Source organism: Roseovarius atlanticus, assembly GCF_019802205.1.
Taxonomy (GTDB): Bacteria; Pseudomonadota; Alphaproteobacteria; order Rhodobacterales; family Rhodobacteraceae; genus Roseovarius; species Roseovarius atlanticus_A.
Genome location: NZ_JAHVHQ010000003.1, coordinates 538970 through 554878, shown reverse-complemented (window position 1 = coordinate 554878; position 15909 = coordinate 538970). Strand labels below are relative to the sequence as shown.

At 66.2% G+C, this 15909-nt stretch carries 11 protein-coding genes; 4 read left to right on the top strand and 7 right to left on the bottom strand.

From position 1 onward, the window contains the following. Window positions 1–140: 140 nt before the first annotated feature. From KUV49_RS08505 to KUV49_RS08475, 7 genes are all read right to left on the bottom strand, one after another. Window positions 141–1337 carry an HlyD family secretion protein gene (locus KUV49_RS08505; protein ID WP_222449576.1) on the bottom strand — a complete coding sequence of 399 codons (1197 nt, stop codon included), beginning with the start codon at window positions 1335–1337 and terminating at the stop codon, window positions 141–143. Further along, window positions 1330–1737: a hypothetical protein gene (locus KUV49_RS08500; RefSeq protein WP_261391100.1), complete on the bottom strand. Its 408-nt coding sequence runs from the start codon at window positions 1735–1737 to the stop codon at window positions 1330–1332. Before KUV49_RS08500 ends, KUV49_RS08505 begins: the two co-directional genes overlap by 8 nt. A 129-nt stretch (window positions 1738–1866) precedes the next feature. Continuing rightward, on the bottom strand, window positions 1867–3120 hold the full coding sequence (locus tag KUV49_RS08495) for an MFS transporter (RefSeq protein ID WP_222449575.1): 1254 nt from the start codon (window positions 3118–3120) through the stop codon (window positions 1867–1869). A gap of 150 nt (window positions 3121–3270) precedes the next feature. Beyond that, window positions 3271–4551, bottom strand: a complete 1281-nt coding sequence (locus KUV49_RS08490; protein WP_222449574.1) for a DUF3422 family protein — start codon at window positions 4549–4551, stop codon at window positions 3271–3273. A gap of 575 nt (window positions 4552–5126) precedes the next feature. After that, on the bottom strand, window positions 5127–6611 hold the full coding sequence (locus KUV49_RS08485; protein ID WP_222449573.1) for an NAD(P)(+) transhydrogenase (Re/Si-specific) subunit beta: 1485 nt from the start codon (window positions 6609–6611) through the stop codon (window positions 5127–5129). Between the two features lie 14 nt (window positions 6612–6625). Further along, window positions 6626–8200, bottom strand: a complete 1575-nt coding sequence (locus KUV49_RS08480; protein WP_222449572.1) for a Re/Si-specific NAD(P)(+) transhydrogenase subunit alpha — start codon at window positions 8198–8200, stop codon at window positions 6626–6628. A 132-nt stretch (window positions 8201–8332) separates the two neighbouring features. After that, window positions 8333–8782: a methyltransferase family protein gene (locus KUV49_RS08475; protein WP_222450938.1), complete on the bottom strand. Its 450-nt coding sequence runs from the start codon at window positions 8780–8782 to the stop codon at window positions 8333–8335. Window positions 8783–8916: 134 nt separating this feature from the next. On the opposite strand from KUV49_RS08475, the gene KUV49_RS08470 reads away from it, so the two are divergent. The 4 genes from KUV49_RS08470 (at window position 8917) to KUV49_RS08455 (ending at window position 15897) form a co-directional block, all read left to right on the top strand. Continuing rightward, entirely contained in the window at window positions 8917–9672 is a 756-nt protein-coding gene (locus KUV49_RS08470; RefSeq protein WP_222449571.1) for an SDR family NAD(P)-dependent oxidoreductase, read from the top strand. 2 nt (window positions 9673–9674) lie between these two features. Beyond that, complete coding sequence (locus KUV49_RS08465) at window positions 9675–10031, top strand: MmcQ/YjbR family DNA-binding protein (RefSeq protein WP_410000762.1); 357 nt, start codon at window positions 9675–9677, stop codon at window positions 10029–10031. A 191-nt stretch (window positions 10032–10222) separates the two neighbouring features. Next, the gene (locus KUV49_RS08460) at window positions 10223–13051 is read left to right on the top strand and encodes a Hint domain-containing protein (RefSeq protein ID WP_222449570.1); all 2829 of its coding nucleotides are present in this window, start codon (window positions 10223–10225) and stop codon (window positions 13049–13051) included. A 218-nt stretch (window positions 13052–13269) separates the two neighbouring features. Continuing rightward, entirely contained in the window at window positions 13270–15897 is a 2628-nt protein-coding gene (locus KUV49_RS08455) for a Hint domain-containing protein (protein WP_222449569.1), read from the top strand. The last annotated feature ends 12 nt before the right edge of the window (window positions 15898–15909 follow it).

Sequence of the window (15909 nt, the reverse complement as noted above, 5' to 3'; positions counted from 1 at the left end):
GATACCGGGGTCCGGTTGGCCGGACCCTAAATCGTTTCGCCTTTCACCAGAGGCATCAGCCAAAGGCGAAAGGCGTACAACGCTTGTGTGCTACGCGCGCTTTGGCGGGTCAGCCGTGATCCGGGTCTATGGGGTGCGCTTCAGTGCCCGCCGCCCCCGGCCAGCCCCACGCCCGAGATGATCGACCCCCAGACCTTCAGCCGCAGCCCCGCGGCCTTCACCACTCCGGTCGCGGCCACCAGATGCCCGCCCATTCCCGGCAGGTCGGTGCGGTAGGTCTGTACGATGCAACCCGCCCCGTCCAGGACGATCTCCTCGTGCTCGGGATGAACCAGTTCCATGTAGACCAGAACCGACCCGCGCTGCCGCACGCTGTTGGGATCCAGCAGCTTCGCCCCCGGCGTCACCTGCCCCGTCGCGATGGCCGGCTGAATCGCCACCACCCGCGCCGGCAGGACCGCGTTGCGGAACGACAGGTTGGCATTGGCGTCACAGGCGATCTCGGCCGGCATTCCCTCGTGCAGGTTGGCCATCGCCACCTGCGAGAACCCGGCCACGATCCGCGCCGGCGTGTCCGCGCTCCGTTCCGGGATGATCACCATCGCCGGGCTCAGGATCAGGGTCGAGGCCGGGCTGCCCTCGCTCATCGCCAGCTGGGTGACCGTTCCGGCGGCAAAGCTGCGCACCACGGTGCGCTCCAGCGCCACCTTGGCGCTTTCCAGCTTGGTCTCCGCCGCGCGCCGCTGCGCCGGGATACCCTCTTCCAGGTCCGAGGTCGCCGCATCCCGCTGCGCCTGCGCCGCGGCCAGCCCGGCCTGCGCCGCGTCCAGCGCGGCCTGTGCGGTGCGCACATCGTCCGCCCGGCCCACGTTGCGGTCCACCAGCGTCTGCGCGTTCTCCAGGTCGACCGTCAGCTTGGTCAGGTTGGCCTCGATCTCCTTGACCTGCGAGTCTGCCACCTTCAGGGCATCCTGCGCCTTGGTTTCCGCCGCCGCGATCTGGTCGAACTGCGCTTCGGCCTCGGCCACGGCGGCCTTCTGCGACGCGTCCTCGATCCGGAACAGCACATCGCCCGCCGCGACCCGTTGCCCGTTCACCACGTTCACCTCCGTCACCGGCCCGCTGGTCTGCGCCACGACCGATACGGTGCGGAACGGCACCAGCCCGGAATAGCTCTTGGGATGGAAGTAGAAGATCACCAGGAACAGCGCAAAGGCCATGACGGCCCACATCACCACCGCCGTCTTCATGTTCCACACGCTCAGCGCCTCGCCCCGCCGCTTCAGCTGGAAATACCGGATGATCACCGGAAACGATGTCAGAAGAAGCTCAATCATGCGCCGCCCCCCCGGACTGCGCCAGTCTCTGCGCATGTGCCGATTCGTGCGCCGTCTCGCCCGCGCCCTCGGGCACCACCTCGACATGCCCCAGGTTGAACCGCGACCAATCCGCCATCAGCGCGATCAGGATGGCGCTCAGCGGCAGCAGGATGTTGAAATGGTCCAGCGGAAAGATTTCGTACAGCAGCGCGATGGTCAGCATCGTCGGAATGGTCTTCGCCAGCGGCGTGCCTTGCGACCGATGCTCGGCCCACCTGTCGAACGCGGCATAAAGCACGACGATCCCGTAGATTGCCAGGCACAGCAGGACCACCAAGAACCATGCCAGGTAATCGGTGTCCCCAGGCCCCACGAACCACGACGGGTCCGCGTGCGCCGACTCTGAATTTGCAGCCATTTCAATGTCCCCGGTGCGAGTTCTGAAATTACGGGTACTGGAAAAATAGACGGGTACGAGAACCAATTCCTCGACCTAAGGCGAGTATGCGCAAGCTGTAAAGCACAAAAGAGGATCGGCCCCGCCGCGTCAGGCGTCGGCGTCGTCTTCCCCCTGCTCGGCCGACCACGTGCCCGCCGCCTCGACCACGAAGGCCGATGAGGCCGGCAGCACGCCCAGGTAGCTCTCGGTCTCGTCCACCGGGGTCGCGGCCCGTTTCGTCATCCGGTAGGCGGCATAGGCCGCAATCGCCGCGAACGCCGCCGCCAGCACCAGCCAGAACGCCGCCGGCCCCGACACGTCCATCACCCAGCCCGCCGCCAGCGGGCCCAGGATGGCCCCGATCCCGAAGGTCAGCACCAGCCCGCCCGACGCCGCCGCCATGTCCTCGACCGGCAGAAAGTCGTTGGTATAGGCCAGCAGCAGCGAATAGAGCGGCGTCGTCACGCCGCCGGTCAGGAACGCCGCCGTCATCAGCGGCCAGAACGTCCCGCCCATGGCCCAGCCCAGCAGGCAGAACGCGGCCCCCAGCGCCGCCGCGCCAAAGATCACCCTGCGCCGGTCGATCCGGTCCGACAGCCACCCGATGGGATATTGCAGCACCAGCGCGCCCCCGAACAGCATCGCGATGAACAGCGCGATCTCGCCCTTGCCCATCCCGATCTGCGCGCCATAGACCGCGCCCATCCCCGATTGCGTGGCGTAAAGACTGCCCAGCAGGAAAATCCCCACCGTGCCCAGCGGCGAGCCGGTGAACAGCTCCCGCAACGGCATCGCGCGGATCACCTCCGCCGCCGGCACCGGCGTCACCGACAAAAGGATCGGCGCGAACGACACCGACACCAGGATCGACGCCCCGATGAACAGCGACGCGCCCGCCGTCTCGCCCAGGTTCAAAAGCCCCTGCGCCCCGATGATCCCCAACGTCTGCGCGATCATGTAGGCCGACAGAACCTTGCCCCGCGTCTCGTTCGTCGCCGCGTTGTTCAGCCAGCTTTCCGCGGTCACGTAAATGCCCGACATGGCAAACCCGATCAGGATCCGCAGGCAGGTCCAGGCCCAGGGCTCGGCCAGCAGCGGAAAGGCGATCAGCCCCGCCGACATGAAGCTGCCCAGGGCGGCGAAGACCCGCACATGCCCGACCCGCCGGATCAGCCGCGGCGCATAGCGCGCGCCCAGCAGGAACCCCACGAAATAGCCCGATGTCACCACCGCCAACTCGGCCGAGGAAAACCCCTCGATAGCCCCGCGCAGACCGATCAGCGTGAAATGCATGCCGTTGCCCAGCATGATCAGCACGATCCCGATCAGCAGCGCCCAGATCCCCGCAAAAGCCTGAAACATCGCGTGCCCCTTTTCGATTCGCCGGCCCCTCGACTCTGCCGTCACTCCTGCCAGGCTCACCCACCGCCGCCATCCCACCGCCGCCGCTTTGGCGTCCCCCCGCGGCACCGTAGGGTGGGTGAAAACCCACCTTTGGTGGGTACGCCGCCCCTAATCCAATTTCTCGCGCACCCGCTTGATCATCCACCACACCGCCGCCACCACCGGCAGCGCCACGATCGCCGTCAGCATCTCCTTCGACAGCCCCGTCGGCTCGGTCAGCGGGTACAGAAGATACCCCGCCAGCGACACCGCGTAGTAACTGATCGCCACCACCGACAGCCCCTCGACCGTGCGTTGCAGCCGCAGTTGCAAGTCCGCGCGCCGGTTCATGCTCTCCAGCACGTCCTGGTTCTGCGCGCTGCGCTCCACGTCCACCCGCGTCCGCAAAAGCTCACCCGCCCGCATCGCCCGGTCCGACATCGCGTCCAGCCGTTCCTTGGTCGACAGCACGGTGCGCATCGCCGGATCGTAGCGCCGCATCATGAACTCGCCGAAGGTCTGCCGCCCGTTGAACCGCTCCTCGCGCAGCACCGTGATCCTCTGCTTCACGATCTGCTCATAGGCCGAGGTGGCGCCAAAGCGATAGGACGACCGCGCCACCATCCCCTCCAGCTTGGCCGAGATCTCCAGCAGGTCGTCCAGCGTGTCCTCCGCCGCCACCGACCCGCCCGGCATGTTGCTGATCAGATGCGTCAGCCGCTCTTCCAGCGCGCCCATGTCGGGCCGCATCTCGCCCACCCTGGCAAAGCCCAGCATCGACATGGTCTTGTAGGTCTCGATCTCGAACAGGCGCTGCACCACGCGCCCCATCCGCCGCGTGCCGATATCTTCCGAGGCATTGACCATGAACCGCAGATGCCCTGCCGGGTCGATGCGGAAATCCCCCGCGATGATGGCGCTGTCGTCCAGCACCCGCGCCACGGCCACGCTGTCGGCCACGAACCAGTCGTGGATGTTCCGGCGCACCGTGTCCTCGTCCTTCTGCGTCTCGATCCGCACCATGGCCGAGGTCATCCGGTGCCCCGGCGCCTCGCTCAGCCAGTCGCCCGGAAAGACCTCGAACTCCGCCGGATCGAAAGGCCGGTCGCTGACCCCGTCACGGAACGCGGTATATGTGACGAACTCGGTATGCCGCTCCCATTTCAGATGGTGCTTGCCGATATCGCCGGAATAATGCGAGGCACCCGGCTTGGGATGCGCCGCGCCATAACGGTCCAGCAACGCCGTCAGATGCGCCAGGTCATCGCCCCGGTCCCGCGCCGCCGCCCCCTCGACCCGCTTGATCGCCAGGAAGACGCCGGTCGCCGGCGCGCACAGGTTCGGAAAAGGCCGCGCGTGCAGCTCGTTCGACAGCTCGTATCGCAGCGGATGATCTTCAATGGGCGGCATGGCTCTCGCGTCCTGGCGTTTCCGGGCACCCTAGCGACAAGGCCCGGCGATGAAAATAGATTGAAGCGCACTTTCAATAACTTAGCGGAATGCAACTGTATACTGGCGCAAATTTAGCCGGTTTCTGCCCTGAACGCACGTTCTCCATCCATCGCTTGGTAGGGTGGGTGAAAACCCACGCGCCCGCACCCCACGAAAAAGGGCGCCGGACCCACGCCCGACGCCCCTTTCCCATCCTGCCCGACTACCGCTCAGGCCGCTTTCTTCAGCGCCTTCTTGGCCTTCTTCAGCTTGGCCTCCTGCTTGGCGACCTTCTTCTTGCGGTTGGCCACTTCCTGTTTCAGCGATTTGATCTTGGCTTTCTTCGCCATCGTGTCTTCCTTTCAGATATGTCCTGCGCCTCCTGCCGTTCCTACGACGAGCGCATATTATATCTATATGCATTGTATATACATTATGCAACCCGCAACCGACGCCCGCCCACTCGTCCCGGACCTGATCCGGGACCTCCGCCGCGCGCCAACGAAAAAGGCCCGCCACCCGGCGGGCCCTTTCCAATTCCATGAGGTCGGGCCTTACCCGATCTTCGACAACAGCGCCGTGACGCTGTCCTTGGCGTCGCCATAGAACATCCGCGTGTTGTCCTTGAAGAACAGCGGGTTCTCGATCCCCGAGTATCCCGTGCCCTGCCCGCGCTTGGACACGAAGACGTTCTTGGCCTTCCAGACCTCCAGCACCGGCATGCCCGCAATGGGGCTGTTGGGATCGTCCTGCGCGGCGGGGTTCACGATGTCGTTCGAGCCGATCACGATCACCACGTCGGTATCGGGGAAATCGTCGTTGATCTCCTCCATTTCCAGCACGATGTCATACGGCACCTTGGCCTCGGCCAGAAGCACGTTCATGTGCCCCGGCAGACGCCCCGCCACGGGGTGAATCGCGAACCGCACGGACTTGCCTTGGCCGCGCAGCTTGTTGGTCAGCTCGCTGACCGCCTGCTGCGCCTGCGCCACCGCCATGCCGTATCCCGGCACGATGATCACGCTGTCGGCCTCGTTGAGGGCGTTCGCCACGCCGTCGGCGTCGATCGGCACCTGTTCGCCCTCGACTTCCGCCGCCGGACCGCTGGAGCCGCCGAAGCCCCCCAGGATCACGCTGACGAAGGATCGGTTCATCGCCTTGCACATGATGTAGCTCAGGATCGCACCGGACGAGCCCACCAGAGCCCCCACCACGATCAGGAGGTCATTGCCCAGGCTGAAGCCGATGGCCGCCGCCGCCCAGCCGGAATAGCTGTTCAGCATCGAGACCACCACGGGCATGTCCGCACCGCCGATCCCCATGATCAGGTGATACCCGATGAAAAGCGCCAGCAGCGTCAGAACGACCAGCGTCCAGCTGCCCGACCCGCTCAGGTACATGATCGCCAGCACCAGCGACAGGCCCGCCGCGACGGCGTTCAGGATATGCCCGCCCGGCAGCTTCTTGGCCGCTGAATCGACCTTGCCCGCCAGCTTGCCATAGGCAATCACCGACCCGGTGAAGGTCACCGCGCCGATCCAGATGCCCAGCACCAGCTCGACCTTCAGGATCGACACTTCCACCGCCGTCTTCTTGGCCACGATGGCCGCAAACCCGCTGAACTGCTTGGCGAAGGCCACGCCTTCCGCCGTCACTTCCTCGGGCCGCGGGAATGGCAGGCCCGCCTCGGCGAACTCGGCCGCGATGCGCCCCAGCTCGATATCGGCGTTGAAGCCGACGAAGACCGCCGCCAGACCCACGAGGCTGTGCATGATCGCCACCAGCTCGGGCATCTGCGTCATCTGCACCTTGGTGGCCAGCTGATAGCCCACCACGGCGCCGCCCGCGATCATGATCAGCGACACCAGCCACAGCCCCGCACCGGGGCCGATCAGCGTCGCCAGAACCGCAATCGCCATGCCGGCAATGCCGTACCACACCGCGCGTTTCGCGCTTTCCTGCCCCGACAGACCGCCCAGGCTGAGGATGAAGAGAACTGCCGCGACCGCGTAGGCCGCAATGGTAAATCCGAAATCCATCGTCCCTTACCCCCTTACGATTTCTGGAACATGGCGAGCATGCGCCGTGTCACCAGGAAGCCGCCGAAAATGTTGATCGCCGCCATGAAGATGCCGAGACCGGCCAGCAGCGTGATGAGGTAGGAGGTCGAGCCGATCTGCGTCAGCGCCCCCAGGATGATGATCGACGAAATCGCGTTCGTCACGGCCATCAGCGGCGTGTGCAGGCTGTGCGCCACGCCCCAGATCACCTGGAACCCGATAAAGACCGACAGCACGAAGACGATGAAGTGCTGCATGAAGCTCGCCGGCGCCACGGTGCCCACCAGCAACACCAGGAACGCGCCGACGCCCAGAAGGCCCACCTGGTTCATGGTCTGCTTCTTGAAGGCCGCCTTTTCCTGCGCCTTCTTCTCTTCCGGCGTCAGTTCCTTGGGCTTTTCCTTCTTCGGGGCCGCGGCGATGGCCGACACCTTGGGCGGTGGCGGCGGATAGGTGACCTCGCCCTTGTGGGTGACCGTCGCGCCCCGGATCACGTCGTCTTCCATGTTGTGATCGACCTTGCCGTCCTTCTCGGGCGTCAGGTCGGTCAGCATGTGACGGATGTTGGTGGCATAAAGCGTCGAGGATTGCGTCGCCATCCGGCTGGGAAAGTCGGTATAGCCCACGATGGTCACCTTGTTGTCGGTGACGATCTTTTCGTCCTTCTGGGTCAGCTCGCAGTTGCCGCCGCGCTCGGCGGCCAGGTCCACGATCACCGACCCCGGCTTCATCATCTCGACCATGTCCTTGGTCCACAGCACCGGCGCGGGCCGGTTCGGGATCAGGGCCGTGGTGATGACGATGTCGATGTCCGGCGCCAGCTCGCGGAATTTCTCAAGCTGCTTTTCCTGGAACTCGGGGCTCGACGGCGCGGCATAGCCGCCGGTCGACGACCCGTCCTTCTGCTCTTCCTCGAAATCGAGGAACACGAATTCGGCCCCCATCGATTCGATCTGCTCGGCCACTTCGGGCCGCACGTCGAAGGCGTATGTGATCGCGCCCAGGCTGGTCGAGGTGCCGATCGCGGCAAGCCCCGCAACGCCCGCGCCCACCACCAGCACCTTGGCCGGGGGCACCTTGCCCGCCGCCGTGACCTGCCCGGTGAAGAAACGGCCGAAATTGCTGCCCGCCTCGATCACCGCGCGATAGCCGGCGATATTGGCCATGGACGACAACGCGTCCATCTTCTGCGCGCGGCTGATCCGCGGCACCGATTCCATCGCGATGACGGTCGCGCCCTTCTCGGCGGCGATCTTCATCTGCTCTTCGTTGCCACCGGGATTGAAGAAGGAAATAAGGGTCTGGCCCTTGGTCAGGCGCTTGACCTCGGTGTCGGTGGGCACGCGCACCTTGACGACGATGTCGCTGGCCTTCCACAGCGCCGCGGCCGACTTGATGATCTCGACACCGGCCTCCTTGTAATCGGCATCCGAGAAACCGGCGGCCTCCCCCGCTCCGGCCTCGATGGCACAATCATGGCCCAGCTTCTGAAGTTGCAGCGCCGAGTCCGGCGTCATCGCCACCCGCGCTTCGCCTTCCATCACCTCTTTTGGTGTTCCGATCTTCAACTTTCACTCCCCCCGTTTTCTGACGGTCACTTGTGGCGGCCCCTCGGCCTGTCGCTTTCCGCACCCTAAAGGTCGGGTACGCCTTATCACACAAAATTTATCACCTTGGAATGTAGCGATTGTCGCAGGGTGTCAAACCCAACGTCGGGTCTTATGACAGTATTGCGCGAAATTCATTCGAAACTTTCGTCGCAGTCGGTCTTCCTCGGGCAGAATGAAGCGCCGCTCGATCACCCAGACGAAAACCGGGACCAGCGGCAGGCTCAGCACCGCGTCCCAGCGCAGGATCAACCCCGCGAGGATCAGCGCGTCGCCCAGGTAGATCGGGTTGCGGCTGCGCTTGTAGATGCCCGAGGTCACCAGCCGCTCCGCCTCCTGATGCGGAATCGGTGTGGTCCGGTGGCGCCTGAGCTCCATCAGCGCGAGCGCCATCAGCACAAGCCCACCGCCGACCAGAAGCCCGCCCGCGAAATCCGCCCAGCCCCCCCCAAAGCTCAGCCCCGCCGGATAGTGCGACGCCTGCACCCACGCCAGCGCCGCCGCCCCCGCCAGCCAGACGGGCGGTATGTCGATCCATTTCAGCACGCCGGTCTCCTTCTGGGCGGGTCCAAAATTTGCGCAAATTTTGGAATGGAGAATACGTATTTTCCATCCCGATTTCTGCCGCAGGAATCGCGCCCTTGGCAAGCCGTCCGCCCTGCGGCACAGTCATGCGCATGACACTGACAGGAAAACACGCACTGGTCACCGGCGGCGGCACCGGCATCGGTCTGGCCATCGCCCGCGCGCTGCAAGGCAACGGCGCCGAGGTCACCATCACCGGCCGCCGCCCCGAGGTTCTGGAAAAGGCCGCCAGCGCCCACGGCCTGCACCCGCAACCGATGGACGTGCGCGACGAGGCCAGCGTGGTCGAAGGCATCGCCGCCTCCGTCGCCGCACGCGGGCCCATCCAGGTCTGCGTGCCCAATGCCGGCATCGCCGAGGGCCGCAGCCTGTCGAAGACCGACACCGATTTCTGGCACCGCACCATGGCCACCAACCTCGACGGTGCGTTCTGGACCATCCGCAGCGCGATGGCCTCGATGAAAACCACCGACTGGGGGCGCGTGGTGGCGATCTCCTCCATCGCGGGGCTCAGGGGCCTCAAGGGCGCCGCCGCCTACTCCGCCTCCAAGCACGGGCTGATCGGCCTCATCCGCGCCCTCTCCGAGGATTACATGGGCAGCCTCTTCACCTTCAACGCGGTCTGCCCCGGCTATGTCGACACCGACATCATCACCCGCAATGTCGATGCCATCAGCGCCCGCGCCGGGGTCGACGCCGACACCGCCCGCTCCATGATGGTCGACGCCAACCGCCACAAGCGCCTGATCGCCCCCGACGAGGTCGCCGCCGCCGTCGCGTGGCTCTGCGGGCCGGGATCCGAAAGCGTCAACGGCCAGACCATCGAGATCGCCGGCGGCCAGGTCTGACAATGCTGTCCCGCGACGCGTTCATGACCTTCTGCGCGGCGCTGCCCGCCACCAGCCACGTGGTGCAATGGGGCAACGCGGATGTCTGGAAGGTCGGCGGCAAGGTTTTTGCCATCGCCGGCTGGAACGAGGGGCGCGACGCCTACACGTTCAAGGCCTCCGACATCGCCTTTGACGTGCTCCAGGACCAGCCCGGCATCCGCCCGGCCCCCTATCTCGCCTCCCGCGGCATGAAATGGCTCCAGGTCCACGCCGATCCCGGCCTCTCCGACGACAGCCTGAAAGACCACATAAAGGCCTCCTACGACATGGTCGTGGCCGGCCTGACCAAAAAGAAGCGGGCCGAGCTGGGCCTCTGACGCTCGTCTGACGCCCGAAGGTCACGCCCGCAAAAAGACCCAATTTATCTCAAAATCGCCAAAAATCTCCCGCCTTCCGGCCACGGAGGTTCTGTATCCGCATTGGAAACAACCGGCGCAAGAGCAGCAGACGAATGCGCCCGGGTCACGCGGCACAAGACCGCGGACGGATAAAGGAAGGCAGGAAGACCATGGCCACCTACGAGGTCAAGTTCTACAATTACAACCCGGCCGGCAACATCCCGACCGGCACCGGCAGCACTTTCACCTGGAGCGGTCCCGGCACTGCCACGGGCACCGCCGTCATCACCGACAACGAGACGGGCATCCAGGAATACACCCTCGACGACGACAGCGCGGGCGGCGAATCCGCCACGGCGAATGTCACCGTGGGCGGCAACACCTCGGTCGCATCGGACGTCGACGCCGAGCTTGTCTGGACCCTGCGCGACACCGTCACGGGCCAGACCTTCCAGGTCATCCAGTTCGAGGTCGAGGACGGCGCCGCCAGCGGCAACTACACCCTGTCCGAGGTGCCGCTAGTGGCCGGCCGCAGCTACCAGGTGCAGGCCTACGACTCCAACCCCAACGCCGCGGCGGGCGACATCGCCTTCAGCGCGCAGGACTACACCGACCAGATCGTCGACGGCACCGATGGCGACGACACCATCGACGACAGCTATAGCGACGACCCGCAGGGCGACGTGGCCGATGGCGGCGACGGCACCGGCGCGGGGCTCAATGCCGACCTCATCCATGCCGGCGCGGGCAATGACAGCGTCGACGCCGGGCTGGCCGACGACACCGTCTACGGTGGCTCGGGCGACGACACGATCCTCGGCGGCTCGGGCAACGACATCCTCTACGGCGACAGCGACCCGCGCGAATCCAGCAGCTCGGGCGGCACCAACATAGTGGGCAGCACCTTCAGCGTGTTCCGGCTCGGCAACGCGGCGGACGTGGACCCGACAGAGACCAACACCGCCAGCGAGAACGCGGCCGCGCTGAGCGGCACCTACGGCAGCAGCGACGACCCGCTCTACCAGCAGCTTGTGTCGGCCCAGACCTTCGACAGCAACGGCGACGGCACGCTGCAATCCGACGACAACGGCCAGACGCCCGAGACCATCGTCATCGACGGTGTCACCTACCAGATCGATTCCGGCCTCGTCTACAACGCCACCGTCACCTTCACCGACGGCACCTCCGAGCCCTTCACCGCCGTGGTCATCCAGACCACCACGGGCGAAACCTTCATGCTGCCCGAGCTGACGAACAACGCCGACAACGCGATCCTGACCAGCCAGCCGATCCAGTCGATCACGCTCGGCACGCTCAGCAACGACAGCGCCACCATCGGCGCCGACCGGCTCGACGCCGACTACCAGCTCGGCGACGGGGAGCCCGGCGACGACAGCATCGACGGCGGCACCGGCAACGACACGATCTACGCCGAGGGCGGCTCCGACACCGTCACCGGCGGCGACGGCGATGACGTCATCTACGGCGACGACGCGCCCGCCACGGGGCAATGGGACTACCGGGTCTACAACTACGATTTCGGGGCCGCCAACGGACAGGCCTTCAACATCGAGTCGGGCACGCTCGTCGGCTCGGGTCAGTCGGATGGCTTCAATTCGGATACCCTCGTGAACGAGGCCCGTGGCACGACCGGCGACCCCGATGACTTCGGTGTGATCTACACCTCGCAGTTCCTGGCCTCCGAAGGCGGCACCTACACGTTCTCGACAACCTCGGACGACGGCTCGACCATCCGGCTGCTGGATGAAAACGGCAACCCTGTGACCTTCACCAACCAGGGCGGCGGCACGGCCGACTACATGAACAACGACTTCCACCAGGGCGCGACCACCCGGTCGGGTACCGTCGAGCTGGAAGCGGGACGCATATACACCATCGAGGTCCGGCACTGGGAAAACGCCGGGGACGAAGTCATCTCGGGGCAGGTCACCACACCCGGTGGCGTCACCTCGGACCTCGCGGACAGCAGCCACGTCATAGGTCCGCCAGTCGCGTCCGGCGGCGATGACAGCCTCAGCGGCGGTGCCGGCAACGACGCCATCTTCGGCGGGGCGGGAAACGACACGCTGATCGGCGGCACCGGGGCCGACACGCTCCACGGCGGCCTCGGCGATGACGAGATGTACCTGGCCGAGGGCGACAGCGCCTTTGGCGGCGACGGCGACGACCTCTTCGTGCTGGGCGACCTGGGCGAGGCCGGCTCCGGCACGATCACCATCGTCGGCGGCGAAGGCGGCGAGACCAACGGCGACACGCTGCGCCTGACGCCCGATGTCAGCCGCCACGACATCACCTTCACCGACACCGACGACGATACGGGCGGGCTCTCGGGCAATTTCACCCTGCCCGACGGCACCACGGTAAGCTTCTCGGAAATCGAGAACATCATCTGCTTCACCCCCGGCACCCGCATCCTGACGCCGCAGGGCGAACGCGCCATCGAAACGTTGCGCCCGGGCGATCTGGTCATCACCCGCGACAGCGGCCCCCAGCCGATTCGCTGGATGGGCCACCGCACGGTCGAAGGCCGCGGCAAGTTCGCCCCCATCGCCGTCAATTCGACGGTCATGGACGGCGCGCGCCGCCCGCTCCTGGTCTCGCCGCAGCACCGGCTGATGTTCTCGGGCTACCGCGCCCAGCTTCTCTTTGGCGAAAGCGAGGTTCTCGTGGCCGCGAAGCACCTCGTCGGCCTCGAGCACGACGTGCGCATCGCCGAACGCCGGCTGGTGACCTATTTCCACATGATGCTCGACCGGCACGAAATCGTGTATGCCGAAGGCGCGGCGACCGAGAGCTTTCACGCCGCCGACGTGGGCGTGGGCGCACTCTCGGACGCCTCGCGCGAGGATATGTTCCGCGTCTTCCCGCACCTGCGCGGCGATCTCACCGCCTATGGCGACACCGCCCGCCTATGCCTCAAACCCCACGAGGCACGTCTTCTGGTGGACGGCAGGCAGCGCCTTGCCATGGCCGCGTGAAACTACCTCGCATTGCAGGCAAATTCCATTTTTTAGCCTCATTTACTGCTGAATCCCGTCACCGGCGGACCCTAGCCTGAGCTTCAAATGACCGGCCCCGAAGGGCTGGCGGTTACCCAGGCAGATCGAGCAGACAGAATGAGAAACCGGGCCCCTCACAGCCCCCACCTGCCGGTATCGGTCACGGCGTCGCACCACATGCGGGGTGTCGAAGTGCCATGACCACCTATGTCGTCACCACCGCCAACTGGAACGACCCTGCCTTCTGGGCCGCCATCTCGGAAGCCGGGGGCGGCCACGCGCTCGACATCTCCGGCCTGCCGTCGAATTTCGACATCGACATCGACAAGGCATCGGGCCGGATCATCCTCAGCGATGGCACCACGACCTTTACCGTGGGCGAAGCGGGCTATGGCGGCGCCTCCGACGCCACCCTCGGCGGCGGCACCCTGCTCGACTATTTCGAAACGCTCGACGTCGGGGGCGGCGATCACCGCATCATCGGCGACAGCTCGGCCGAAACCATCACCACCGGCGGCGGCAACGACACGATCCACTATGGCGACGGCGCCGATACCGTCCGCGCGGGCGACGGCGACGATCTCATCGACGACGCGCCGGGCCTCGACTCCTCCGCGACCGGCAGCCTCGTCTTCGCCGAGGGCGGCAACGACACCGCCTATGGCACCGCCGGCGACGATACGCTGCACGGCGGCACCGGAGATGACTACCTGGGCGGCGACGGCGGGGCGGATCACATCTTCGGCGGCGACGGGGCCGACACCATCCTCGGCGGCACCGGCAACGACCGCATCTCGGCGGACGAGGTCACGCCCACCGGCCCAAACCTGATCGTCAACGGGTCTTTCGAAGACACCACCGGCATGACGCCCACGGGCTATGGCTTCCAAAGCACCACCGGCAGCGTGCCGGGATGGACCGATTCCGGCGGCAGCCTTATCGATGTTCACAATGACGGCCGCGGCGGGCTCTCGGCGACCGATGGCACCAACTGGCTCGACATGGAAGGCAACGCAGGCCAGCACCTCGCGATCTCGCAAACCGTCGCGGGCCTTCAGCCGGGCGGGCTCTACCAGCTCAGCTTCGACGCGGGCGATCTGTCCGGCGCCGATGACGGCACGGCGCAGGACAACACGCTCCAGGTTTACTGGAACGGCCAGCTGGTCGACACCATCGACCCGCCCGATGGCGGCTGGCAGACCTACACCTACACTCTCACCGGCGGCGCGGGCGACGGCACCGGCACGCTGGAATTCCGCGGCGGCGGGGCCAGCGATTCCGAAGGCGTGTCGCTCGACGCGGTGGAACTCCACGCCACCACCGCCGCACCGGGCGGCGCCGATTCCGTCCTCGGCGAAGACGGCGACGACACGCTGCTGACAGGCGCGGGCGAAGATACCGTCGCCGGCGGCGCCGGCAACGACCGCATCGACCTGGGCGCAGAGGACGGCGCCACCGACACGCTGGTTTTCTCCGATGGCGACGGCGCCGACACCGTCACCGGCTTCGAAGGGCCCACCGACAACGGCGACGGCACCTTCACCGGCCACGATCAGATCGACCTTTCCGGCGCGACCGACGCCGCGGGCAACCGGCTCAACACCCGCGACATCACCGTGGGCGACGACGGATTCGGCAACGCGCTGCTCGGCTTTCCCAACGGCGACAGCATCACCCTTGTCGGTATCGCCCCGGCCGACCTTTTGGACGAGGACGCGCTGGCGGCCATGGGCATCCCCGCGCCCGACGACATCGTCACCGGCACCGGCGGCGCAGATCTGATCGACGCCGGATATACCGGCGATCCCGAGGGCGACGCCATCGACGCCGCCGACAACGCCACCGGCACCAACGACGATTCGGTTCTGGCGGGGGCAGGCGACGACACGATCAATTCGGGCACGGGCAACGACACGATCGACGGCGGCAGCGGGGCCGATCAGATCGACGCGGGCACGGGCAACGACGAAATCCTCGTCGACCAGGGCGACACCGTGCAGGGCGGCGACGGCGACGACACGTTCCGCCTGACCGATCTCGACACCACCGGCACCGGCAACGCCGCCATCGACATCACCGGCGGAGAAGGCGATGAAACCAAAGGCGACACGCTGATCCTCACCCCGGACGTCAGCCGCGACTCAATCACGTTCTCCAATACCGACGACGCGGCGGGCGGCCTCTCGGGCAGCTTCACCATGGCCGACGGCACGCCCGTCACCTTCTCCGAGATCGAGAACATCATCTGTTTCACCCCCGGCACGATGATCCTCACCAGCCACGGCGACCGTCCCATCGAAACGCTGCAACCCGGCGACCTCGTCGTCACCCGCGACCAGGGCCTGCGCCCGATCCGCTGGATCGGCAAGCGCACCGTAAAGGGCCATGGCCGCTTCGCCCCGATCCGCGTCGGCGCGGCCGCGCTCGACCCCACGCGCAAGGGCCTGCTGGTCTCGCCCCAGCACCGCATACTCTATACCGGCTACCGCGCCGAGCTTCTGTTCGGGGAAAGCGAAGTTCTGGTGCCCGCGACACACCTGGTCGATGGCCGCGAGGTCCTGCGCCAGCCCTGCGACGAGGTCACCTATATTCACCTGATGTTCGACCACCACGAGGTGATCTACGCCGAAGGCTACGCCACCGAGAGCTTTCACGCCGGCGATGTCGGCCTGGGCGCCATCGCAGAGCCCGCCCGCGAAGAGCTGTTCGCGCTTTTCCCCGAATTGCGCACCGCGCCGGGCCACCACCTGGAAACCGCCCGCACCTGCCTCAGGAAACACGAGGCCGCCCTTCTGATCGAAGACACCGGCGGCGCGTTCTACTAGCCCGGGGGTGTC

What these genes read in the sequence shown, in the direction of transcription:
- KUV49_RS08490 (WP_222449574.1), bottom strand. Translation starts at nt 4,551, where the DNA reads ATGCCGCCCATTGAAGATCATCCGCTGCGATACGAGCTGTCGAACGAG.
- KUV49_RS08470 (WP_222449571.1), top strand. Translation starts at nt 8,917, where the DNA reads ATGACACTGACAGGAAAACACGCACTGGTCACCGGCGGCGGCACCGGC.
- KUV49_RS08465 (WP_410000762.1), top strand. Translation starts at nt 9,675, where the DNA reads ATGCTGTCCCGCGACGCGTTCATGACCTTCTGCGCGGCGCTGCCCGCC.
- KUV49_RS08500 (WP_261391100.1), bottom strand. Translation starts at nt 1,737, where the DNA reads ATGGCTGCAAATTCAGAGTCGGCGCACGCGGACCCGTCGTGGTTCGTG.
- KUV49_RS08485 (WP_222449573.1), bottom strand. Translation starts at nt 6,611, where the DNA reads ATGGATTTCGGATTTACCATTGCGGCCTACGCGGTCGCGGCAGTTCTC.
- KUV49_RS08505 (WP_222449576.1), bottom strand. Translation starts at nt 1,337, where the DNA reads ATGATTGAGCTTCTTCTGACATCGTTTCCGGTGATCATCCGGTATTTC.
- KUV49_RS08455 (WP_222449569.1), top strand. Translation starts at nt 13,270, where the DNA reads ATGACCACCTATGTCGTCACCACCGCCAACTGGAACGACCCTGCCTTC.
- KUV49_RS08495 (WP_222449575.1), bottom strand. Translation starts at nt 3,120, where the DNA reads ATGTTTCAGGCTTTTGCGGGGATCTGGGCGCTGCTGATCGGGATCGTG.
- KUV49_RS08460 (WP_222449570.1), top strand. Translation starts at nt 10,223, where the DNA reads ATGGCCACCTACGAGGTCAAGTTCTACAATTACAACCCGGCCGGCAAC.